The 22,687-nt window shown below is 46.5% G+C and carries 21 protein-coding genes; 6 read left to right on the top strand and 15 right to left on the bottom strand.

Annotated features, from left to right (window positions below; genetic code table 11):
* Position 1: 1 nt before the first annotated feature.
* Positions 2-292, bottom strand: a complete 291-nt coding sequence (locus tag QVE09_RS23710) for a YerC/YecD family TrpR-related protein (RefSeq protein WP_017690665.1) — start codon at positions 290-292, stop codon at positions 2-4.
* Between the two features lie 452 nt (positions 293-744).
* Between QVE09_RS23710 and QVE09_RS23705 the strand changes: the two genes are divergently transcribed.
* On the top strand, positions 745-1,380 hold the full coding sequence (locus QVE09_RS23705; protein WP_315938788.1) for a tyrosine protein kinase: 636 nt from the start codon (positions 745-747) through the stop codon (positions 1,378-1,380).
* A gap of 134 nt (positions 1,381-1,514) precedes the next feature.
* Entirely contained in the window at positions 1,515-2,603 is a 1,089-nt protein-coding gene (locus QVE09_RS23700) for a DNA alkylation repair protein (protein ID WP_315938787.1), read from the top strand.
* 244 nt (positions 2,604-2,847) lie between these two features.
* Here the strand turns inward: QVE09_RS23700 and corA are convergent, their stop codons facing one another.
* From corA to QVE09_RS23680, 4 genes are all read right to left on the bottom strand, one after another.
* A complete protein-coding gene (gene corA, locus QVE09_RS23695) occupies positions 2,848-3,807 on the bottom strand; it encodes a magnesium/cobalt transporter CorA (RefSeq protein WP_315938786.1) in 960 nt (319 codons plus the stop codon).
* Positions 3,808-4,113: 306 nt separating this feature from the next.
* On the bottom strand, positions 4,114-5,103 hold the full coding sequence (locus QVE09_RS23690) for an inorganic phosphate transporter (RefSeq protein WP_036668387.1): 990 nt from the start codon (positions 5,101-5,103) through the stop codon (positions 4,114-4,116).
* 14 nt (positions 5,104-5,117) lie between these two features.
* Positions 5,118-5,735 (bottom strand): DUF47 domain-containing protein, encoded by a 618-nt coding sequence (locus QVE09_RS23685; protein ID WP_315938785.1) that lies wholly within the window; start codon positions 5,733-5,735, stop codon positions 5,118-5,120.
* Between the two features lie 316 nt (positions 5,736-6,051).
* A complete protein-coding gene (locus QVE09_RS23680) occupies positions 6,052-7,128 on the bottom strand; it encodes a DUF3048 domain-containing protein (protein WP_315938784.1) in 1,077 nt (358 codons plus the stop codon).
* A 338-nt stretch (positions 7,129-7,466) separates the two neighbouring features.
* On the opposite strand from QVE09_RS23680, the gene QVE09_RS23675 reads away from it, so the two are divergent.
* Both QVE09_RS23675 and QVE09_RS23670 read left to right on the top strand, forming a co-directional pair.
* Positions 7,467-8,009 carry a DoxX family protein gene (locus QVE09_RS23675; protein WP_017690672.1) on the top strand — a complete coding sequence of 181 codons (543 nt, stop codon included), beginning with the start codon at positions 7,467-7,469 and terminating at the stop codon, positions 8,007-8,009.
* Positions 8,010-8,164: 155 nt separating this feature from the next.
* Positions 8,165-8,377, top strand: coding sequence for a hypothetical protein (locus QVE09_RS23670; protein ID WP_017690673.1), 213 nt, complete (start codon positions 8,165-8,167; stop codon positions 8,375-8,377).
* A gap of 167 nt (positions 8,378-8,544) precedes the next feature.
* Here QVE09_RS23670 and QVE09_RS23665 read toward each other — a convergent pair whose 3' ends face one another.
* The 3 genes from QVE09_RS23665 to QVE09_RS23655 form a co-directional block, all read right to left on the bottom strand.
* A complete protein-coding gene (locus tag QVE09_RS23665; RefSeq protein WP_315938783.1) occupies positions 8,545-9,330 on the bottom strand; it encodes a DODA-type extradiol aromatic ring-opening family dioxygenase in 786 nt (261 codons plus the stop codon).
* Between the two features lie 103 nt (positions 9,331-9,433).
* Entirely contained in the window at positions 9,434-10,264 is an 831-nt protein-coding gene (locus tag QVE09_RS23660) for an alpha/beta hydrolase (protein WP_091038809.1), read from the bottom strand.
* A 254-nt stretch (positions 10,265-10,518) separates the two neighbouring features.
* Positions 10,519-10,752 (bottom strand): hypothetical protein, encoded by a 234-nt coding sequence (locus tag QVE09_RS23655; RefSeq protein WP_315938782.1) that lies wholly within the window; start codon positions 10,750-10,752, stop codon positions 10,519-10,521.
* Positions 10,753-11,164: 412 nt separating this feature from the next.
* Here QVE09_RS23655 and QVE09_RS23650 point away from each other — a divergent pair, with 412 nt between their 5' ends.
* Positions 11,165-11,977, top strand: coding sequence for a hypothetical protein (locus QVE09_RS23650; RefSeq protein WP_315938781.1), 813 nt, complete (start codon positions 11,165-11,167; stop codon positions 11,975-11,977).
* A 16-nt stretch (positions 11,978-11,993) separates the two neighbouring features.
* Here the strand turns inward: QVE09_RS23650 and QVE09_RS23645 are convergent, their stop codons facing one another.
* On the bottom strand, positions 11,994-12,911 hold the full coding sequence (locus QVE09_RS23645) for an AraC family transcriptional regulator (protein WP_315938780.1): 918 nt from the start codon (positions 12,909-12,911) through the stop codon (positions 11,994-11,996).
* Positions 12,912-13,291: 380 nt separating this feature from the next.
* Positions 13,292-16,450 carry a stalk domain-containing protein gene (locus tag QVE09_RS23640; RefSeq protein WP_315938779.1) on the bottom strand — a complete coding sequence of 1,053 codons (3,159 nt, stop codon included), beginning with the start codon at positions 16,448-16,450 and terminating at the stop codon, positions 13,292-13,294.
* Between the two features lie 316 nt (positions 16,451-16,766).
* On the opposite strand from QVE09_RS23640, the gene QVE09_RS23635 reads away from it, so the two are divergent.
* A complete protein-coding gene (locus tag QVE09_RS23635; RefSeq protein WP_315938778.1) occupies positions 16,767-17,738 on the top strand; it encodes a hypothetical protein in 972 nt (323 codons plus the stop codon).
* A gap of 152 nt (positions 17,739-17,890) precedes the next feature.
* Here the strand turns inward: QVE09_RS23635 and QVE09_RS23630 are convergent, their stop codons facing one another.
* The 5 genes from QVE09_RS23630 to QVE09_RS23610 all read right to left on the bottom strand — a co-directional run bounded on the left by QVE09_RS23630 (position 17,891) and on the right by QVE09_RS23610 (position 22,604).
* Positions 17,891-18,505 (bottom strand): GNAT family N-acetyltransferase, encoded by a 615-nt coding sequence (locus QVE09_RS23630; protein ID WP_315938777.1) that lies wholly within the window; start codon positions 18,503-18,505, stop codon positions 17,891-17,893.
* Positions 18,505-19,797 carry a threonine ammonia-lyase IlvA gene (ilvA, locus tag QVE09_RS23625; RefSeq protein ID WP_315938776.1) on the bottom strand — a complete coding sequence of 431 codons (1,293 nt, stop codon included), beginning with the start codon at positions 19,795-19,797 and terminating at the stop codon, positions 18,505-18,507. Before ilvA ends, QVE09_RS23630 begins: the two co-directional genes overlap by 1 nt.
* 64 nt (positions 19,798-19,861) lie before the next feature.
* Positions 19,862-20,752, bottom strand: a complete 891-nt coding sequence (locus tag QVE09_RS23620) for an alpha/beta hydrolase (protein ID WP_315938775.1) — start codon at positions 20,750-20,752, stop codon at positions 19,862-19,864.
* 281 nt (positions 20,753-21,033) lie between these two features.
* The gene (locus tag QVE09_RS23615) at positions 21,034-21,639 is read right to left on the bottom strand and encodes an alpha/beta hydrolase (RefSeq protein ID WP_315938898.1); all 606 of its coding nucleotides are present in this window, start codon (positions 21,637-21,639) and stop codon (positions 21,034-21,036) included.
* A 14-nt stretch (positions 21,640-21,653) separates the two neighbouring features.
* A complete protein-coding gene (locus QVE09_RS23610; RefSeq protein ID WP_315938774.1) occupies positions 21,654-22,604 on the bottom strand; it encodes a ring-cleaving dioxygenase in 951 nt (316 codons plus the stop codon).
* Positions 22,605-22,687: the final 83 nt, after the last annotated feature.

Here is a 22,687-nt window from a genome sequence, read left to right as displayed (position 1 = left end):
GTTAGCGTCCCAGGCGTTCCAGCGTCATTTTATAACCATCATTGCCATAATTCAGGCAACGTTTCACACGTGAGATTGTAGCTGTACTCGCACCTGTCTCTGCTTCAATCTGGTTATACGTATTGCCTTTACCCAACATACGAGCCACTTCCAGCCGCTGGGACATGGATTGGATCTCGTTAACTGTGCAGAGGTCATCAAAGAAAACATAACACTCTTCAATATCTTTTAGCGTCAAAATAGCCTCGAATAGTTGTTCAATGCTTTTATCATTTAGCTTTTTCAGCTGCATTTCATCATCATCCCCTAGCGGTTACTGTGTACCTACATTGTACTCACCCTGAGTTGGTATTTCAAGCGTTACCGATTTCACGCACTACAGAATAAAAATACATGTTACCGCTTACAAAAGGTACTATTGTCCTCCCCTCGCGTACATCTGGCGAAATTACCGCGTTATTTCCCAGTTTTCACCTGTATATATCCGATTACTTATGTAGGATTTCAACCCTCCTAAATGTTACAACTTTGTGTCTAAACTGCATTTTACTCGTCGAGAACCTGCCATCATATATGCGCCCAAATCCGCAAATATCCCGTTTTCCGGGATACCCGCCTACGCCGTCTCTCCGCGAATGACATACAGTATAACAAAAGGGAGTTCCACTACCGTATATGATGTACATCTGTCATGAAACTTGTGGAACGCAATTCCGAAATCCAATAGAAGGAACGTGATCGTTCATGCCACAGCATTATTATCACCGCCAGCCAGCACAAGGGCACCGTCCGTCTTCTCATGCTCATCGGCAGGCATATACTTCTGCCTATATGCCGCCCGGTGTGGTTCCGCGGTCTTTAAATGAAACTCAGATTCAACCGATGTACCCTGGAGTAGAGCCCCATTACCCGGGCTTCGGTGAAGTCGAAGCATCTGCAGTGGTACCCTATGGGCAAGGTGTAGCTGGAGGGAACTTTTATGGAGGTGCAGCTCAGGTTGTTCCCCCAGCTCCGGTAACGGCGCCTGCTACTGGCAGTACCGGCTTTTCATTAGCCAACATCGGTGAGTTAAAAGGAATGATCGACCGCTTTGGCGGAATTGATGGAATCATGAGTGGAATAGGCAAAATGCAAAAGGTCGTTGGTGGGATCCAGCAGATGGCTCCGATGATGAAACTCGTTATGGGCATTCTGCCTTTTGGAAAAGGAAAAACGAATAACAGCGCAGCTGATGCAGACTATGAAGAATATACGCCGCCCCGGAAACGCAAAAGTAAACGTCGGAACAAAACAACGAATGCTACACGTCGCCGCAATACAACTCCAGTCCGCCGCAAATCCAATACCACGAAGCGCCGTCCCAAAAGTCGCAAAGGTTAAAAAACTCCAGGCACCCCCATACAGAAGGTGGGTGCCTTAACTCTGTTCATCGGTATATAAATAAATTTCAGGAACTTACGTTCCTATTTCTGTAATTTGAGGTATACTGGATAGTAACTTAAAGGAGGCGGACCATGGAACTTTTCAAAGACAAATACACTCCCGCATTAATCGATCGGACCGGCGAACAGTTGCGTCAATTCTACCCGAAGCTGGATACACAGCAATTTCATGAATTGGTTTTCGCTGAAGGCTGGGAACAGTTGGAATTCAAAGCGCGCATTCGCCGAATCACACTGGCCTTGACTGCAGTACTGCCGGACAATTATGAGGAAGCATTACATATTATCGAACAAGCCGCACCAACGATGAGAGGTGTTGAATATCTGTTTGTACCGGATTTTATCGAAGTGAACGGACTTGACCCGAAGGATTACGAGTTATCCATGAAGTATCTGACCCTCTTCACACCTTATTCCAGCTCGGAGTTCGCGGTACGCCCGTTTATTGAACATTATCCAATCCAAACAATGAAACATATGATGACGTGGGCAGAGAGCGACAACGAGCATATCCGCAGACTTGCCAGTGAGGGCAGCCGGCCACGTTTGCCATGGGGTGCCAAACTCCAGAACTTTATCACTGATCCAACACCTGTACTTCCGATTCTGCATGCATTGAAACAGGACGAGTCCCTCTACGTTCGCAAAAGCGTCGCCAATCATCTGAATGACATCTCCAAAGACCACCCTGAACTGGTTATGGATCTGGCCACGACCTGGTACGGACAACATGTACACACAGACTGGATTGTCCGGCATGCCAGCAGGTCATTACTGAAGAAAGGACATAGCAAAGCGCTAAGTCTTTTTGGTTATAACGAGCAGGATTCGATTCACATTGAGCAGCTTCAACTTGTCCAGGAGTCGATTAGCATTGGCGAGGATCTTCATTTTTCGTTTGATGTCGTTAATGAGAGCGGCGAGTCACAGATGCTGCGAATTGAATATGAGATGGGCTATATGAAGGCAAACGGCAAGCAGGCCCCCAAGCGGTTCAAATGCTCCGATAAAATGTACCCGACAGGCAGAACCAAGGTAGCCACCAAACAATCGTTCAAAATCATTACAACGAGAAAATACTATGCTGGACTACATACGCTAACGATTGTTGTGAATGGTAAAGCGGCAGCAACGACTTCTTTTGTCCTTGAAGTGGAATAAAAGGAAATCACGATAAGTTATACACAGCGTATTACAGCGGAATAGTTATTCACATGTGGATAGATTATTTCTAGCACATCTATAGAAGAATCAGAAAGGCCATTAGGCAAATATCATCTCCCGACAGGTTATTCCATTCCTGCCCGTGATCCTTGCTCAGTGGCCTTTTTCATGAAGACCGAAAAGCTTGACTCTATTCCTTCTGAAAGAAAGCGGCGTTCGGAGCAGTAAGGTGTCACGTTCTCTACTTAAACCATCCCCGCTTCACAAACCAGGCCACCATGCTTCCTCCAAGCACAAACATTAACAATAACACCGCCCCATACCCAAACTTCCATTGCAACTCAGGCATATGGGCAAAGTTCATGCCATAAATACCCGCGATCAGTGTGAGCGGCATAAATACAGTCGTAATCACCGTGAGTGTCTTCATGATCTGATTCATCCGGTTGGAGTTCAAGGAAATATAACTGTCACGCAGGTCGGCCGTCATCTCCCGATCGGCTTCAATCATGTCCGTCAGCTTCAATAAATGGTCATAGATATCGGTAAAATAAGCCGTATGTTCACCTGTTCGCTGCACATGCTGGGAGTTAACCACCCGATAGAGCAGATCCCGCATCGGTACTACGGTTCTTCTCAGCTTCAGCAATCGAGTCCGCAGATCAAACACCTGGTTCATCAAGTCTTCAACCGATTCTTGTCCACCCCGGTTCTCCAGTTCAGCCAGTTCATCCTCAATCGCAAATAGAGACGGGAAATAATGATCGACCAGCTTGTCCATCACCGTATAGGCTGCTGCCACCGGACCTCGCGCCCAGATGGTTCGTTCATGTGCATGGTGCAACAAGCGTTCCCACGCTTCATCCACTTCCTCCAATACGCCATGATGAAAAGACACTAGGAAGTTTGATCCGAGAAACAAGTCAACCTCCTCGGCTTCCAGTGTGGACGGGTTCAGTGCATGCAGCACAAGAAACTGCAGATTATCATAATAATCAAGCTTGGGCCGTTGCAATACATGCAGACAATCCTCTATCGCTAATGGATGAAAATGAAAATATGTATCCAGCAAACGGCTTTCCTCTTCCGTTGGCTGGTTAAAATCGGCCCATACCCAGGCGTAATCGTTCAGATCCAGCTGTGTAAGTGGTACGTTAACGGAGACTTGATGTTCTCGTGTAATGGCGAGTGTACGAATCATAAATCAGATCACATCCTTGTCCTGTATCTTTACGTTATTGTACACAGGTACCTTCAAACTCGACAACAAAAAAAGCCAACCCTGTTGGCTTCTCTCATTTCCCTATCCACAGTTCCCTGTATCCACAGGAATATCTTCTTTTGGTTTATCATTCCACGGATGGCTATCCACATATCCAGCCTGTCCACACGTTCATGCACAGGCGTCTCTTGTTTTTGTTGTTTAATTGTCCACATATCCCGATATTCACACAGTTATGAACAGATTGTCTGGTAACCCCGAATTTGTTCGGGATAACTTCTCTTTTTAGAAAATAATCCAGTACAATAATCCTGCCAGTGCCCCAGTAATCGGAATCGTAATGAACCACGTAATAATAATACGTCCAGCAAGTCCCCATTTCACCGCAGAGAAACGTTTCGCGGAACCCACACCCAGAATAGCCGATGTGATCGCATGCGTTGTACTAACTGGAAGGTGAAGCAACGTTGCTGTGAAAATAACGGATGCAGCTGACAGATCGGCGGCAAATCCGTTGATCGGTTCAATTTTAAAGATTTTGGTACCCATCGTTTTGATGATTTTCCAACCACCAATGGATGTACCGAGAGCCATCGCAGTTGCTGCTGAGATTTTAACCCACAGCGGAACATCCAGATTATCCTGCACACCTGCTGCAACCAAAGCAAACGTAATAATCCCCATCGCTTTCTGTGCATCATTCGTACCATGCGTGAATGCTTGCAGTGCTGCCGTGAAAATCTGTACCGTACGGAAACCTTTGTTCACGTTATGCGGACTGCGTTTGGCGAAAATATATTTGAGAATCGTCATGACCACATAACCGATGGCAAATGCGATCAGAGGTGATAATAGCAAACCTCCGACGATATCAATGAATCCGCTCCATTTCACTTTATCAGATCCTGCGCCAACGAGTACTGCACCTGCAAGGGCTCCAATAAGTGCATGTGAGGATGAGGACGGAATACCGAACCACCATGTAACCAGGTTCCAGATAATCGCTGATATCAAGGTGACTATGACGACCTCTATACCGTTATCCAGCGTGGTGGGGTCGGTCACACTCCCCCCAATCGTCTTCGCAACACCTGTGAACATCATCGCACCGACAAAGTTCATCACCGCTGCCATAAGAATAGCTCGACGTGGCGTCAGCGCTCGGGTTGAGACCGAAGTCGCAATAGCATTCGCCGTGTCGTGAAAACCGTTGATGAAGTCAAACGCCAGTGCAAGGAAGACGACTATACCCAATACCCAAATCGTTGTTTCCATTATTCTCTGGCTCCTTAAGAATTACGCATAATGATGGATTCAAGCACGTTCGCTACGTCTTCACAAGCATCCGTTGTTGTCTCAAGACGTTCGTAAATTTCCTTACGCTTGATCAGTTCAATCGGATCAGACACGGTAGCGAAGAGATGTTTGATACACATGCGCAGCACTTCGTCGCCCTGGTTTTCCAGATCATTCAAACGAATGGTGTACTCACGAATAGCCAGCAATTTTTTCTGGGACAGCAGATGGATCGCCTTCTGAATTTCGTAAGCCGATTGGCGCAAAATTTCAGAGAACTGAACGATAAATTCATCCGGTTCCGTCAATTGGTACATATAGAAACGGGAAGCCGTTGCTTCGAGTCCGTCCAATACGTCATCAAGAGTTGTTGTCAGCTCCATGATATCATCGCGTTCGATCGGCGTAATAAATGTTTTGTTGAGTTCTGTAATAATCGTATGCACGTAATCATCACATTTCGACTCGTACTTCTTCATTTCATTAGCGAAAAGAGTCACATCCTGAAGGTTGGAAACATGCTGGGAGAAATAATCTGCCGCTTGAACAACCGTATCTGCCATGTTCTCCAGTGTCTCAAAAAATATATCCTTCTTCTTCTTAAGCTTCATAGCTCTATCCCCTTTACGAGAAAAATTGCTGATAACCGATGAAACATGAAATGACAACCTTTGATATCTTATCATATTTGTTTCATGGTTTGTACAAAAGGTGTGATCCTTTTTTATATTCTTATCACATTAATCTGAAATGAATCTTAATTATTTGGAATAATGGTAAATTCAAGTCAAGATTTTACACTGCGTTTACAATTCGACATCAAAATACAGAATCGACACGATTCTACTTTTCACGCTAAGGTAAAATATAATGCCTTTTCGAAGAAAAAATGGATACATGTTTCATCGTTTCTTTCATTTCATCCTTTTATTGCTGCACAGCCAGCTTCACATGACTGGAAAATTCCGGTTGATTGGGAACAATGCTGATAAAGGTTTTACCAGGCACAAGAGCCACTTCACTGCCACCCTGGACAAAACGTATAATATCCCCCTGCTTCTTCACCCACTGCCCACGAATCATCTTGCCTTTCTGAAACAACATGGCTTCCCCGCCTTGTTCCAAATTAACGGACAACCGACCTACACTATCGAGCACCTTGTGATCTGCACCTGCCACAATGATGTTCGCTGCGCCAAGTTGAGTCCCATTATCCAGATCCTGATCTGCCTTGCCATTCACCATTCTCATATATCGTCCGCTAACTTCATCATAATCATACGTCACCCGGTAACTATCCAATAAATAATGGATATCGAATTGCTTCACTGCCTCTCCTGCGGATGTCGCACCTTCTTCGTTGTAGATGTACACGGGAGACCTGAAATCATGGCTATAACCCTTGATATCTGACCCTTCTCTCAGCTTGTCCGCTGAAGTATACAGATTATGTGGGGCTTTACGATCCGAGGAACGCCAGAAATAAGGTCCACCATTCGAGATTTCATCCATATGTTGTTTCTGCTGCCTTTGCAAAATGGAATACGCCTCCGGACTGCCTCCGGCATGAACAAGTACTCCATCATAACTCTCGCCGAGCTCAATGAGATATGGACGTATACTGCGAACGGGTCCAACCGTCTCCGCACCGCCTTCACTCTGGAAGATGGCTATGAAACGAGTAATGCCTCCCTCTGCGAGGACTTCAAGAATGATATCGGCTGAACTTAGACCCGATTGGGGCCGAGCCGCTGGTGCATTATTAATCATTACGGCGAGTGGTCGTCGCGTAATCGCTTCATCTACAGGCAGACCCGTAAGAGGTGCTGTATAGAGAGACGTGTTGGATTCCTCCACGTTCTGTTCTTCTTGTACAGGTGCAGGTGTCGGTTCCGGCTGAAGTGGCATCTGCGCCACCTCCTGGTTTTGGCAGGCAACAAGACTTAATGAGAGAATAAATAGAGATGCAGCCGATGCTGCTTTGTTCCATTTAAAAAGCTTCAATATAGGACCTCCTGAACGATATGGCTTGGTTCTAAGTTGTGATATATGTCTCATGTGGGCAACCATTTCACGTATTTCTTTCCATTTAATCACACCCCATCCGATTTGTCTGCGCCCAGAAGGCCTTGATACAGCGTGAAATTCACATTTGAAACAGCGAATTGCGAGAAAAATATGTCCTAAATGTGAACTTCTCAAACCTTACTTAAAATTTGAACTAGATTGTGATTTTAATCACAAACAAAACAACTTTTGAACTATACAATAAAGACATCAAAGGTGATCACTTAGAAAAAACAAAAACAACACACACTAGATTCCATGAAGGAGTGGTTCATATGTTCAGCACAAACCAATGGCTTAGAGAAAACAAAGTAGCAATGTGGATTTTGACAGTACTTCGGGTGTATATCGGTTATGATTGGATGACTCACGGATGGAGCAAATTGACTGGCGGATTCGAAGCTGGCGGGTTCCTTGCAGGGGCATTGGAAAAAACAACGGGTGATCATCCAGCAGTTCAAGCATGGTGGGGAACGTTCCTTGAGAAATTCGCAGTACCAAACGCAGGACTGTTCGACTTCGTTATCCCATTGGGTGAATTCCTTGTAGGTTTGGGTCTCATCCTCGGTTGCTTCACTACACTAGCAGCACTGATGGCTATGGTCATGAACTTCGCGTTCCTCTTCTCGGGAACAGTAAGCACGAATGCTCAACTGGTTGTAATGGAAATCTTCCTTGTCGTTGCTGGTGCAAATGCAGGTAAAATCGGGCTGGATCACTGGGTACTGCCTTACCTTCGCGGATTGTTCACTCGTAACAACAAAGGCAATCTTCCTAAAGACACACCAACGATTAGCCCTACTCAAAAAACAGCTTAAGCAATCATTCAACGAATTCTCGGCCCTGCTCCCAATCCCCCTGGAGAGCAGGGCTTTTTCTTTTCATAAATAGCCTGGCTGCTCTGACTGACTTGCCCAGCTACAGAAAATCGTATTATGATGAAATAAAGTTGAACTTCAAAGGAGTACACGATATGCCGACCCAGCGACGTCTTGAGACCGATGCGGACTTCCAGGAAGCCATGAATATGAAGTATAAAGTTCGAGTTTTTAAAGATAATCACCAGATTGACTCCGGTGGCATCATTATCCGTTTTGACAGCAACACCGTAGTTGTACAATCCAGTGTCAGTGAGCTCGCTTATCATTCGCGTACAGACTGTGAATTGTTCGAAATTCGCAAATAAAGATCTATTACCTGAATAAGTCCTCGTATTGAAAGAAGGCTCCTTTAGCCCATCAAGGGTGTACAGGAACCTTCTTTTGTTTATATATTGTAATTGTATACATTAACACACGTTATCCGTACCCAACTGGCTTCAAAAACCATAATCAGGCTGTTGTCTGTTCCAAGTTACACGCCGTCTCCAAACTGCCAGCAGTTCAAACTGAGCGTTCCATAAGGATAAGACTGGAATAGACGCTTCGCTGATCGGGACATATCGGCTGTACCCATGGCGTAAAACAAAGGTGCGAGGTGTTCTGTACCATACGATGGAACTGCCGTGCGTGCATGAGGGGCTTTTTTCTCATATTGAAACAGTTCTCTTGTGTTCCACTGCTGCAAGCGCTCCCCGATCCAGTTATCAAATTCCACCGCCCACTCTTCCGGTTCATCCGTATTGCCCAGCAATCGTAAATTGTGAACCGTTCCACCGCTGCCAATAATCAGCACATCATCATGACGCAGCTGTTCCAGCATTCGGCCAATATCATACTGTTCCTGCGGCGTACGCAGCGAGTCTACAGATACAGCGATCACAGGAATGTTAGCCTCGGGATACATATGGAGCAACGGTACCCATACGCCATGATCCAACCCTCGGCCTCGAATCGGCTGATGTGCCAGATTGCTGCGGGTGAACAAAGCACATATCTCGTTCGCTAAATCCGGCTGCCCAGATGCAGGGTATTCCATTGTATACATCGTAGAAGGGAATCCGTAAAAATCATGCAAGGTCTGATGTGTATCATCCATCGTCACGGACGGTTCAGGACAATCCCAATGCGCCGTAAATACAACAATGGCTTTCGGAGCCGGCAGCCTGTCTCCAAGCTGGTTCAAGAAGTGAGTGTAGTCATTGCTCTCCACCGCCAGAGCGGGAGAACCATGCGCAATGAAAAGTGCGGGTAATGTCATTGCTGCCAACCTCCAGACACGGATAGAATGCTTACTCCTCTATTTTACCCCTAAGAAGGCGCTTTTCCAAGCTGACATCCCCAAACAGTTGTAATCCTGCCACTTATATCATCCAGTGCTGCCAATCCTGCTCAATCTTCTGACGTTCGCCCAGCCACTCTCTGGTACGCGTAATGAGCTGTTCCCGCTCTTTACCTGAAGAGAAGGTGTGATCGCCCTGGAAGATGATTTCCTTGTCGCAACGCCCTTCCTGACGCATCCAGAATACCTTTTGATACAGGAATGCGTAGTCTACAGGGATAATTTCATCTGACGTGCCATGTACGACGAGAACATCACCACTAAATTTGACTGCTTCCTGGAATGGCTGTTGTTCAGCGAGAGACTCGAAGAAGGTTGGTGTGAATTTGTATCCGAGATAATCAGCCGCACCCAGTTTCACGCCTTCATCGTATACTTCCCGTCCCGTAATCTTCACGATATCATTGAATGGATAACCCACGGAGGACCACATCACCAGGTTTTTGACACGTTTGTCACGTACAGCAGTTAGTAAGGCAACGGCACCACCCAGACTATGACCAATCAGTGTAACACGCGTAGGATCTACATCACTGCAATTCACCGCGTAATCCAGCACCGAACGGGTCTGCAGCACCATGGACTCCAGTCCCTCCGCTCCGTACTCCCCACTGCTCTCTCCGCAACCGATATAATCGAAACGCAGGACCAGATAACCGTCTTCAGCCAGCTCCCGTGCAGTCTTTACAAACAAACGGTCCACGCCGATCCGACTACCAACGAAGCCGTGGCAGATAACGGCAAGAGGTACGCGCTGCTGACTCTTCCCCTCCTTGATATCTTTCACAACCGGATAATGAATCGTGGCTGTTAATTCTTCCTGTCCGTGACGGATACTGATCTGACGTTCCATACCGATTTCCCCTTTCCATTCTTAGCCTGTTGAGTTCCATTTATTAAATATATATAATCCGATAAGTTTAGTGTGTATTAAGATGTTATTCATATATTATCATCCCGTAACCTTCAAGTCAACGTAAGTAAGAACCCTTTCTACGTCGACTGCTATTCTACATTTTATCGGTTGATGAGCGCAAAAAAATGAGCCACGCTGATGACAGCTGGCCCGGAAATCTTGTGGAATTCAAACCAAGTGTTGCAGGTTCGTTATTCGTAGCTTCTACGGAACATCTCGTGGGTCTCCACCCGTCCATTCCACGCATGCTCATGACCCGAATCACTATTGTCCCAGAAACTTCTTCCCTTCAAATTGCCATCTGTCAGTTCTTCTGCATACTCCGTATCCTCCAGGTTCTCCTCAAAGGATACAACCTCGTCCACAACTCCACGGGAGTTGCTGTTCATTAGCAGCTTACGCGTCAATTCTGTTTGTTTATCCATAACAAGCACACTCCAATCTTGGATTTCTGTTGGAAATGCTACTATTGTGATGGAATCGGCTGCTCTTTATGCATCCTTCACACAATCGTTAGATCTGTGAGGCGTGAGGGTATTTTTTTGAATGAACGGGGGAAAATAAACGAACAATCAATGGCAGCATATGCCTCGGAATCCTTCTGCCGAAAGGAATGAATTCATGGAACATCTACTGGAATGGATTCAACATCACGGTAAACTGGTGCTGTTATGCACCTGTGTCATACTGGCCTGTGTGGGGATATGGGCCAACCATGAGCAGCTTTTTAATAAGGAATGACTTTGCGAAACGAGAGCCCTTCCCGTATACTAAAATACCGTCAGGGTCTTCAGAGAAATGGAAGATCAGAACGTGTGTAGACAGGGGGAGCAATCATTGGGGATTTCCTATAAGAAGCTTAAAGAAATACAGAATCGGCAAATAACTGAGATGAGTCGAATGACACCTGAACATGTGAAACTGTATGACGAGATCAGCACAATTGCGCGTCATGCGCCAGCGGACGAGAGAACACAGGAAGAATGGATTCTCTCCGCAGGAAAAGCGATCGTACAGGCTCAGCGGGATAACAAACCCGCTCGCGAATTATACGGACCTGATCTGGAACAAGACATCCATGCACAGCTCGGGATAACAAATACAGCACCGGAGAAGACAGCTGCCGTTGAGGTGGGTAAATCCAGCCCAACCCGTGGTAATAGTCCATCAGCTTCATCGAAAAAGAATGCCTACGCTGTAGAACCACAGCCAACGGAGAATCCAGAGCCTGTGAAACGGACACCAAAGTGGTATGCCATGATCGCTTGGGCGGCTTTGTCTTTTGTCATGTTAATTCAAGGATGTGCGGGATTGTTCGTGGGTTGGACTGGCGGAGATACGGAACCGTTCCAACACATCAGTCTGTTCTCTCTGATCGTTGCGGCAGTTGGCGGTATTGCATTGGTGGAGATGCTTCGCCGCCTTGCTGAGCGACCGGACGATGAAGGAGCGGACAGAAATAAGATACCTAAGGTTAATATTCGGGGGATCGTCATCTACATCGTGGTCGTAGTACTCGTGCTGTTTGTCGGGTATCCACTACGTGATAAACTTCCGGTATTTGCGCTGGCTCCATGGGTGAGCGCTGTAATCGGCATTGTGGGGCTTGCAACGTTAAGGCCTTTATTTGGACAAAAGAAAACTGCATAACACGTTATATAAGCGATTAAGGGGCCTTGAGGGTCCCTTTTTCCATTTGGAGTTGATTACGATGTTTGATTCCTTTGCCCGGTGTCTCTCCAAACTCTCGCTTGAACATCCGGATAAAATAGTTCACTTCCATGCCTACGGTCTCTGCCGCCTCTCGTACACTTGCTCGTGGATGCTTGTCCAGCCATTCTGAAGCCTTCTGCAAACGCAATCGCTGCATATATTGATGTCCTGTCACGTCATAATGATGATGAAATAATCGATTGAGATGCTGCACCGAATAACCCACTGCGTCAGCGATGTGCTTCAATAACAGATCGTCCTGATAATGAGTATGCATCAAAGCTACGGCTCGGGTGAGTGCATCCAGTGCATCCTTGCTCGGATCTGACTCCCGATTAGAACGTGTTACAGTGCTGTCCTGTTCCTTAGATGGTCTAACACTTCCGATATCGACAGCAGATGGAATTTGGGATTGTGCTATATCCAAAATGAGCTGGTAGATGAGGGCTGATTTGTTCCACATCTCCGTTGCACCTTGATCCAGCGCATGCCAGAGATTGGTCATCCGTGACCAGATGATGTCAAAACCGGAGATAGGGTATGGCTCGTTCTGAAGTAAACCCGCGCATTGAAGTACCGATCCAGCCGATGCACCGCCAATACCGATATAACCAAGTTCTCCTTTGGATTTGGAATGAGGCACATACTCATGCGCAGTCCCAGGTTCCACGATGAATAGCTGCCCTGCTCCCATCGTCCATGTCCCTTTTCCCGGAAGCCTGAACTGCCCTTCACCGCCGCGTAACAAAAACAACTGATACACCGGAAATCCATCCGGTCTATGCAGAACTTTCTCTTCCTGCGTACCCACACAATACAGGTACAGCGGCAACCGGGAATCCGGCAGGCCCGTCAAACGAAATGCAAGCATTCCATCATTCCTTTCGGCTCATAGGCTTATAGCTTATTCCTTCTATTATCCATCGGGTTGTCCCATTGCAGCAATGGTCTAAGGAACCTTTTTAGCGACAAGATTTTCAAAATGGAAATAAAAAACTCCCCTTCTCGTTTAGAAAGGGAGTTAACATGTTACTTTACTGAATAATAGATTGTTCTTCACTGAGTGGTCGTTCCGGTCACGGATCGTTCCTTCGATCGCTGTTGTCTCCAAATTTTCGTCATTAATTTCTAAAAGGTAGAAATTCGGAGACAACAGCGAACGCTAACGCTTCTTTAGAATCGATTCCGTGCCCTTCACTAATTCTGTCACTCTTATCAAGATGATGTATGATTCATGCATTAAACTTTGTTTTATGGGGTATTTCCAGCAGATGCTTGCGCACCAGTACCACCGGAAGCACTTGCTCCGCTATCCGGATTAGAGGATGTACCTGAATTGTCGTTTCCCTGATCAGCACCAGAAGAAACTGGCGGAATGGTCAAAGTCCCTTCAGAAGTGACTGATGTATTTAACGTTGTGTCAGCCACTGCGACTACCAATACCCGGTATTTCCCTGCTCCAAAATCTACATTATCTGAATCCTTAGCTGTAATACCCACTGTTGCTGTCCCTGGAGCAGTACCCGTACGTACTGTAGCTAGAACTGTACCAGAAGTACCTGTACCGCCCCCTTCTTTAACAATGTACACATCGTAACGAGCAATGCCTGCCTCATTAGTTGGCTTAGTGAAACTTACATTGATTGAATTACTAGTTACACTTGCATCCACACCCGTTACCTTCTCAACAGGCGTTGGTGCCTGTTTCTTTGCTTTAATCGTGAAAGGAGCCGACGTAGTCATACTTGATTCTCGTTTACCATCAGATGATTCGGACAAAATAACAATCTTGTATGCTCCAGCTTTGATCTCGTCACCATTACTATCGGATAAAGAAATAGGAAGTTCTGTAACTGTACTTGCAGAAACATCGAGTGAATTGCTGGATTTCGCAGTTTTTTTGGCCGCATTTAGATCGAAAGTTGTAGATGCAGGTACTACCATTAACACATAACGTCCAATGGCTTGATCAGGGACTGGTTTTGTATATGTCACTTTTACATCGGTAGCATTACCTGCAGCTTGCTCTTCTTTCTTGACTTCAACATCTGTGATTGCAACTTTCCCAACTTCACTATTTACAGACAACCTAACATCATAATAAACCGTAGATAGAGCATTAGAAATAGTACCGGTGTTGCTCACCGCCAGTACAAATATACGATAATCTTCATCATTACGAATATTTGCGCCATCTGTCGTTTTTGCATTATTTAAAGTCAAAGTGTAGTTTCCACTTCCTGCAGTTTTACTCTGGAGGGTAAAATTAGGATTCCGATTCGCTTCTGCCAGATCAAATCCACTTACATTTGTTTTCTTTACCACGAATACACGATAGTGATGAACATTAGTCTCATTCGCCGATCTATTAAACGTCACACTTATGTCGCTACCATTACCATTATCGCCGATATCCGTTGCTGTAATGATTGTCGGTGCAGTCAAAGCAGCAGTTTTGGATAATGTGATTAATGAAGAATAACCAGACAGTGCATTCTGGCTAGCATTCCCACTGTTGCTCACCGATACAACAAATACACGATAACTCACACCTTCTTGGACTTTAGAACCGCTTGTATCATATGCATTCGGAAGCGTAACTGACAGGTTACCACCCGTTTTGTTCACCTGCGTATAGTTGTTCGACGCATTAGCTGCGCTTAGTGTGAAGCTGCCCACATTAGCGGAACGAACTACATATACTCGGTAGGCAGAGATTCTGGATTCATCCGCGGCCTTGTTGAACGAAACCCGCAGATCACGCCCATCACCGTTGTCACCAATATCCGCAACAGCCAGGTTGCTAATGACTCCCGCGTTACCGGTCGTTGTCAGTCTCAGAGCTGTGGAGGAGGCTGACAGCGCATTGGTGTATCCATTTTGCTGGTTGCCCACCGCCATCACAAAGATGCGATAATCTTGCAGATTTGTTACGTTATAACCACTTGTGTCCTTCATGGATGAAGGCAAAGTCGTTGTAATGTTGTTACCTGTTTTGTTCACCGTATAGTACAGACTGGAGGACAGATTGCTTGCTGTCGTCAGATTAAAGCTGCTGGCAACCGAGTTGCGCACCACAAAGACGCGATAATTCGCCACCTTGGACTCATCCGATGAACGGTTGAAACTCACCTGAATATCACGACCATCTCCATAATCCGAGTTATCCTTCACCTGCGTAATTACTGGAGAGGTTGCTGTGTTCACGGACAGCGTAAGTGAAGATGATGCTGCGGACAGCTTGCTGTCTGTTGTTGTATTAGTGCTTACCGACAAGATGTAAACTACATATGCTGTACCGCTTTTGATCATTTCCCCGGACGTATCCCGTGTCGAAGAAGTCAGCTGGCTTTTCACTGCGCTACTGTTTCCTTTGTATATGATCGTGGAGTTTGCACTGGACACTTTGTTCGCTGCAGCCAGATTGAATGCAGAAGAGTCCTTCGCTTTAACAACAAAAGCACGATAATACGTAATGTTCGATGTTGTGCTCGGCTGCGTGAAGTTAATCTCCAGATCGCGACCATCGCCATAGTCACTAATATCTGCAGCACGCAGACTTGTAACCGCTTGTACTGTGGATTTCACATTATTGAGCTTCAATGCTTGGGAAGACCAGTTCAGTGAATTTTTATAATTATTGCTGCTGTTACCAACAGTCAGTACATACAGACGATACGTTTCATTACTATTGAGCAAATCCCCGTTCACGTCACGCGTCTGTGCATTAAGTGTCAGTTTCGGGTTACTACCATTTGGTGTAACGGATGTATAGTTCGCAGAAGGTACGGCAGTTGCTGAGGACTCCGTGAAGCTATTCACATCACGAGTTTTCACCAACATAATCCGGTAAGCAGATACCGCCTTCTCTGAAGTTGGACGTGTGAAGCTCACGGTCAGGTCACGACCATCTCCATTACTTCCGGATACCGAACCATAGATGTTCCATGCAGCATATTGTGTCTCATCCACTGGAGGTGTTACCGTTGTCTTGATATCTACACGTTGATTGCGCGAGTTCCAGAATACTTTCTCTCCAAAAGCCTCACTGACAAAACGAATGGGAACCATCGTGTTGCCCTTAATCGTGTTTGCAGGTACATCCAGCGATATCGCTTCCCCGTTGATGTATGCCGTTTTGGAACCGAGTGTCAATTTAACTTCCTGATCGTCGCGAGTTGCAACAATCGTTTTGGTTCTGTTCGTGTACTGTACCTTCGCATCCAATCCTTCAAAAATCGACCGCAGCGGAACCAGTACGCGCCCACCTTTCATGACAGGTGCCTGAGCAGATGATAACTCTGCATCATTAATATATATACTGATCCTCGCAGCTGCATCCATAACCGACGTTGGAAGTGCGGACATCAGCATGGCCGATACAGCCAGCGCTGACATTACCTTCTTCACTTGTTTTCCTCCCGCTTTCCTCATATCCCATATCCCCATTCTCGCATTTAGTTAACATCGAAATAGATTCGCTGTTCTTTTCATTAATTCCTGTATTTACCTATGCACAACTAAGACGTTCCGATCGGCTCAAAAGTTTCCAGTTGTACAAAAAATATTTTCTCAGAAATCTTCCTCTATCTTCCACCCTCCAAAAGTTAAAAATAACAGAAGAATTTGTCACCATTCCGCAACCACATCCTGCACCAATTGGGTTAAGGTATAGTGACTAGTGAACAACACCTATCATTTTCTCAACTACGGGAGGTTCATATCTATGACATCATTGCTCCAATCTGCCAAACGTAAAGGCATGCGCACCTTCATTACAGCCACCGCCGTCCTCATGCTGCTACAAACGGCTGTCGCCCCATTATCCGGAGTCGCTGCTGCCGCATCTTCCAGTACAGATACCAACAAAGTCACGACTGCCAGTTCAACAACCATATATAAAACATTTCAGTCCATGCTCTACAAAAAGAACGGCTTGCCTGCCGCGGATACTTATCTCGAATCTCATATCAAAAAAGTAACAAAGCATCACGCCACCCTGATGGTGCTTCAATTGGAGAATGCTCGAATGAAGGCGCTAAGCGCCATGACAGACCGCCTTCTCGTTCCTAACGTTCAGGACAAGATGATCAAGGCTTACAAGTTGAATGATAGCTTCACCAAACTCATGGAGCGTACCCAGGACTCCGATCTGCGTGCACTGTTAAAAGAAGCTCGTGACAGCGGCTACCGCCTCGTCATGCTGGAAGGCTCCCTCTATCCCATAATGAATTATGCCGCATTCGTGAAATATACCTCTGTAATTAAAGAGGACATCTCAAGCTACATCCATATCATGACAAAGGAAACGAAAAACTTGCCTGCGGATGACGGTGCTCTGGTCATTGGCTATCAAGAAATTCTCCTTCGAGCACTCAGCCAGGAAAAATTTCTGGAACGGCATCCAAAATCAAATCGGGCCAAGCAGGTGCATAATTTGTTAAACAGTTATACCCTGTATACCTTTTATGGGCTGAACAATACACCGCTGTTTGATTATGACACCAACAAAATGGTTGCGAACGCCCAAAGAGGCTACAACGGCGTCTTGCAGCGTCTTGCATCCGTCGATAGTGAATTCCTCACCAAGCTGGATGCCTTTATGGACGTGGTTAAGGAATCGAAGTATGAGAAAACAGCTGCGGTGGAGAAATGGCTGGAGCAGAATGTGCCGGTCAACGAATATGCGAATTATTGATAATCAGCTCCCATGGTTAACATCCGGTTCAAATTCAGGCTAAGTTCCATCCAACATATCACCACGACAAAAACCGCCACAGGACTCACTCCTGTGGCGGTTTCTTCTTGCTTCTATAATCAATAACTGACTTAACGCTCCAGTTCCCTGCACTATTGAAGTGGTTTGACCATATGATTATACTCATGTCCTGCGATGACAATTACATCGTCTTTGACATATCCCTGCCGTTCGTACAGCATTAGCGCACGGCCGTTGTCTCGTTCTACAATCAGGGATACCTGCGAGTGACCCAGATCTCTGCCCTGCTGCTCAAAAGCAGCCATCAGTGCGCGGCCGATGCCCTGCCCTTGATATGCTTCACTTACCGAAAGAGTATCCAGATAATACTCGCCCGGACGGGTTTCTTTGACCAATGCATACTTCTCTTCCCGGCTTCGTCCAGGGCGATCCAGAATTGGCTGGTCCAGACGATCCACCTCACCACCATCATAGGCTACGAGAATCCCCGCGATCAGCCCATCTTGCTCCATCACTGTCACATGACGATAGCTAATCCGATTGTCTTCCTGTACATAGAACTCCTGCAAAATCTGCATCGCCTTCTCATGATCCGCCTCACCTGCAAGGGCGTATGCAATGTCTCCTATCGCCTGGTACAGCAAAGGAATGACCTGATCAGCATCTTCTATGTGCGCAGGTCTTAACCGAGGAGTTGTCTCCATGTTGTCTGACGGCATACCTGACTGTCTTGTCGAATGATTCATCAGATTAACATGTTGAACAGATTTAGATTTTTGTTCAGCTCGGTATAGGCGATACCTTTGCGGTTCATGCGTTCAATGAGCGGTTGGTAATCTTCCTTGTACATCAGCTCGATGCCCACCAAGGCAGGGCCATTTTCTTTATCATGTTTTTTCGTATATTCAAACCGGGTGATATCATCATTCTTCCCTAGAACTTCCTCCAGGAATTCACGTAAAGCTCCTGCACGCTGCGGGAAATTAACCATGAAATAATACTTCAGCCCTTCATAGATCAGGGAACGTTCCTTGATCTCCTGCATCCGGTCGATATCGTTGTTCCCACCACTAATAACACATACCACCGTCTTGCCCACGATTTGCTCACGATACTGCTCAAGCGCCGCAACAGCCAAGGAACCGGCAGGCTCGACCACGATCGCATTTTCATTATATAGCTCCAGAATAGTTGTGCAGGCTTTGCCTTCGGGCACTTTCACAATGTCATCAAGTATACTGCTGCAGATATCATAGGTAAGATCGCCAACCCGTTTCACCGCTGCGCCATCCACGAATTTATCAATGTCATCCAACGTCACAACCTGTTTGCGGAACATCGCCTCACTCATGGAAGCTGCCCCAAGTGGCTCGACACCAATGATGCGTGTCTCCGGACTCACGGTCTTCATGTAGGTTCCCACGCCGGCTGCCAACCCACCGCCACCAATCGTCACGAATACATAGTCGGCATTCTCATCGAGACTTTCCATAATTTCCATCGCTACCGTACCATTACCTGCAATAATCTTGGGTTGATCAAAAGGGTGGATGAACGTCATGCCCTGTTCGTCACATGCGCGCATCGCTTCTCCATAAGCATCATCATACGTATCCCCGATCAGCACCACTTCAACGTTGTTTCCGCCAAAGCGACGTACCTGCTTCACCTTCTGGTTCGGTGTTGTACTCGGCATGAAGATTTTGCCGTTAATTCCAAGGGCATTACAGCTAAAAGCGACGCCCTGAGCATGGTTGCCTGCACTCGCACAGACAATACCTTTCTCCATCTCGGCTGGCGTCAGACTGCGAATCATATTATAGGCGCCTCGGATTTTGAACGAACGCACCACTTGAAGGTCTTCCCTTTTCAGATACACATTACAGTTATATTTGGCCGACAATACAGCATCCCGCTGCAACGGCGTTCTTACAATGACCTCACGCAGCACATGATGTGCGCGCACGATATCTTCCATGCCAACACTGGCACGACCGGGACTTGTGGTTCCCGTTGGTTCTTGTTCAACTGGTTTCATTTTGTTCTCCACACTCCGCTTTTATGGTCTAGCAATGCCGTGCACTGCTTTTCTTTGTATTGTATCACTTTTGTTCTGTTCTTGCGCCTGAGCTCACTTCATTAATCATTCGTACAATTTCATCAATAATGACCTGAGGGTCTGTATACATAACCATATGTCCCGATTGATCCGCCCCAATCCATCTTGCATTGGATAACTTGCTCACTGTCTGGCGATGCGCCGAGATGAGAGCAGGTCTGATTTTCCCCTCTCCCTTGCCCGGTTTCGTACCCGAGATCACGCTGACTTCCAGATCACCCAGATCTGGAGGATCTTCCAGCAGCCCTGCCATGTCATTCAGAAATGTTTTGCCTTCCGCAAGCATCGTGCTGGCTGCCCGTACAGTGAAATCCTCCGTGAGGTGATCCGCCGCCACATCGTCAGGCTGAATGCTTCCAGCTTTGCTACCGAGCAGCTTATATAAGCCTGTACGCGCCATAATTGGAATAAGGAAACCATTGATGGCAAAGCTCTTTTTAGTAAGTTTGGAGAAATACATCTCACAATGCTCGTCTGATGGATCTACTAGAATAATGCCACGTAATCGAGATAGATGTGCAGTTGCCGCAGCCCGTACAATCGGACCGCCCCAGCTATGTCCAACCAGAATGAATGGGCCCGGGCCCAGAGCTGTCAGCAGTTCTCCAAGATCCCCTGCAATGCGTTCAAGGCTGCGGGGAGCCGAGTCGACATCACTTCGTCCCGCCCCTGCCCTGTCATACACGACAGCACGTGCATGCTCAGCAATGGCTGGTGCAACCAGTCCCCAGTTCGATCTGGAGGCGCCCATACCGGACTCAAATACAACCGTCAGTTCTCCTGTTCCCCTGGACATATAATGTAGTTTGCGACCATCACGGGTCCGAACAAACGCACTTGAACCAAATGTATGTGAGCTAGGGTTAGGATTCATATTCCCCTCCTGATTACGTGCATAGTCATCTGTCACCGAATCTAATTGAAAATGATTATCAATTACTTCATTATAAAATAATCCATGCTTTACGACAACCATGTTGCTTTTCCTTATGCAAAAAGAAAACCCGATCCATGTTTGGATCGGGTAACTGTACCAGCCACTATGCGACTGGCCCTCATATACATATTCTTATTGCTTCGTACGCAGCTCCTGCAAGATTGCACAATCACTCAATGCAAGGGTGAACGAATATTCGGTTTAGGGCTACCTTTACCTTACGCCTGTGTCTTAAACCAGGCTGCCGCGGCTTCTGCCTCGGTACGAGTTAACTGATGACCCTGACGCTCCCAATGCGTGTTTACATCGGCACCTGCACCGCTGAGCAGCGAAGCAAGTTCCTCCGTTTCACGTTTTGGTACTATCGGATCGTTCTCTCCCGCACCAATGAACACAGGCAGACCTTTCAGATCCGGCAGTTCGAGTCCGCGCAGCGGTACCATCGGGTGATGCAGAATTGCACCTTTGAATACATCTGCTTGATGGAAGATCAAGCTTGCCGCAATATTGGCACCGTTAGAGTAGCCCAGTGCATACACATTGGACCGATCAAAACCGTATTCCACCGCAGCTGCATCTACAAAAGATCCCAGCTCTGCCGTACGAGCAATCAGATCTTCTTCGTCAAAAATGCCTTCGGCCAGACGGCGGAAAAAACGGGGCATCCCGTTCTCCGATACATTCCCCCGCACCCCAAGTATGCCAGCTCCAGGTGCGATCATCTCCGCCAGACCAATCAGATCGTTCTCGGTTCCTCCTGTACCATGAAGCAACAGGATTGTTGGCGCATCCGGCTGAGCACCTGCTTTATAGATATGTTTCATTGTATTGGTTGTAGTCATGATTTGGACTCTCCTTTCCATTCACGTACTTCAATTCGTGGCAACAATTGTTCAATCTGCTCACGCTGTGGCTCATACCATTCAGGCAACATCAGTTTCTCACCCATGCTGTCTGCTGGTTCATCCTTTGCAAATCCCGGAGGATCCGTAGCCAGTTCGAACAGTATGCCTCCCGGCTCCCGGAAATACACAGCGTTGAAGTATTGACGGTCAATGACTGGCGTTGGGTGATACCCGGATTGTTCAAGATCCTGCTGAATTTGTTCATGCTCCGTGTAATCTTTGGCACGCCATGCAATATGGTGAACCGTTCCGGCTCCGCCAATCCCGCGTTGGATGCCTGTAGACTGAATATCGATGATCTGACCGATATCGCCGCTTGCCTGAAGACGAAGGAGTCCGTTCTCTTCACCAACTTGCTCCAGACCCAGTTTGCTCACCAAGACGTCCATAGTTTTCTCAGGAACGTGGCTGAACAATACGGCACCGCCGAATCCTTTGATGGCATGCTCCGGTGTCACACCGTTGAAAGTCCATTTGCTTGGCTGACCGCCTTCACGCTCAACCAGTTCAAGCAACAGACCGCCTTTGTCGAAGAAACGAATGTACTGCTCACCAAATCTCGTTTTATTTTCATATGGAATATCGAAGGAAGCAAGACGTTCTTTCCAGAAAGGCAGGCTTCCTACAGGAACCGCATATACGGTAACTCCAGTCTGACCGGAACCAATGACACCTCTTCTTGAATTCTGCTGTGGGAAAAAGGTAATGATTGTGCCCGGTGCACCCTGCTCGTTTCCGTAATACAAGTGATACACATCTGGTGCATCAAAGTTAATTGTTTTTTTCACCAGTCTAAGCGCCAACACGCCTGCGTAAAAATCAACATTTTTCTGTGCATCGTCTACAAAAGCTGTAATATGATGAATTCCTGTAGTTCTGAACATACTCTCCACTCCCTTAGTTTTAATAGTATCATAGGTTAATTTCGCTTCTTTTATTTATTGCTTTCGTTATTTATCTTTAAATT

The organism is Paenibacillus sp. ClWae2A (assembly GCF_032452295.1).
GTDB lineage: Bacteria > Bacillota > Bacilli > Paenibacillales > Paenibacillaceae > Paenibacillus.
This window is presented reverse-complemented; position numbering and strand designations above follow the sequence as displayed.

What these genes read in the sequence shown, in the direction of transcription:
- QVE09_RS23645 (WP_315938780.1), bottom strand. Translation starts at nt 12,911, where the DNA reads ATGCTTGCATTTCGTTTGACGGGCCTGCCGGATTCCCGGTTGCCGCTG.
- QVE09_RS23615 (WP_315938898.1), bottom strand. Translation starts at nt 21,639, where the DNA reads ATGAAACATATCTATAAAGCAGGTGCTCAGCCGGATGCGCCAACAATC.
- QVE09_RS23660 (WP_091038809.1), bottom strand. Translation starts at nt 10,264, where the DNA reads ATGGAACGTCAGATCAGTATCCGTCACGGACAGGAAGAATTAACAGCC.
- QVE09_RS23630 (WP_315938777.1), bottom strand. Translation starts at nt 18,505, where the DNA reads ATGAATCATTCGACAAGACAGTCAGGTATGCCGTCAGACAACATGGAG.
- QVE09_RS23710 (WP_017690665.1), bottom strand. Translation starts at nt 292, where the DNA reads ATGCAGCTGAAAAAGCTAAATGATAAAAGCATTGAACAACTATTCGAG.
- QVE09_RS23620 (WP_315938775.1), bottom strand. Translation starts at nt 20,752, where the DNA reads ATGAATCCTAACCCTAGCTCACATACATTTGGTTCAAGTGCGTTTGTT.
- QVE09_RS23685 (WP_315938785.1), bottom strand. Translation starts at nt 5,735, where the DNA reads ATGAAGCTTAAGAAGAAGAAGGATATATTTTTTGAGACACTGGAGAAC.
- QVE09_RS23670 (WP_017690673.1), top strand. Translation starts at nt 8,165, where the DNA reads ATGCCGACCCAGCGACGTCTTGAGACCGATGCGGACTTCCAGGAAGCC.
- QVE09_RS23690 (WP_036668387.1), bottom strand. Translation starts at nt 5,103, where the DNA reads ATGGAAACAACGATTTGGGTATTGGGTATAGTCGTCTTCCTTGCACTG.
- QVE09_RS23610 (WP_315938774.1), bottom strand. Translation starts at nt 22,604, where the DNA reads ATGTTCAGAACTACAGGAATTCATCATATTACAGCTTTTGTAGACGAT.
- QVE09_RS23635 (WP_315938778.1), top strand. Translation starts at nt 16,767, where the DNA reads ATGACATCATTGCTCCAATCTGCCAAACGTAAAGGCATGCGCACCTTC.
- QVE09_RS23665 (WP_315938783.1), bottom strand. Translation starts at nt 9,330, where the DNA reads ATGACATTACCCGCACTTTTCATTGCGCATGGTTCTCCCGCTCTGGCG.
- ilvA (WP_315938776.1), bottom strand. Translation starts at nt 19,797, where the DNA reads ATGAAACCAGTTGAACAAGAACCAACGGGAACCACAAGTCCCGGTCGT.
- corA (WP_315938786.1), bottom strand. Translation starts at nt 3,807, where the DNA reads ATGATTCGTACACTCGCCATTACACGAGAACATCAAGTCTCCGTTAAC.
- QVE09_RS23700 (WP_315938787.1), top strand. Translation starts at nt 1,515, where the DNA reads ATGGAACTTTTCAAAGACAAATACACTCCCGCATTAATCGATCGGACC.
- QVE09_RS23655 (WP_315938782.1), bottom strand. Translation starts at nt 10,752, where the DNA reads ATGGATAAACAAACAGAATTGACGCGTAAGCTGCTAATGAACAGCAAC.
- QVE09_RS23705 (WP_315938788.1), top strand. Translation starts at nt 745, where the DNA reads ATGCCACAGCATTATTATCACCGCCAGCCAGCACAAGGGCACCGTCCG.
- QVE09_RS23675 (WP_017690672.1), top strand. Translation starts at nt 7,467, where the DNA reads ATGTTCAGCACAAACCAATGGCTTAGAGAAAACAAAGTAGCAATGTGG.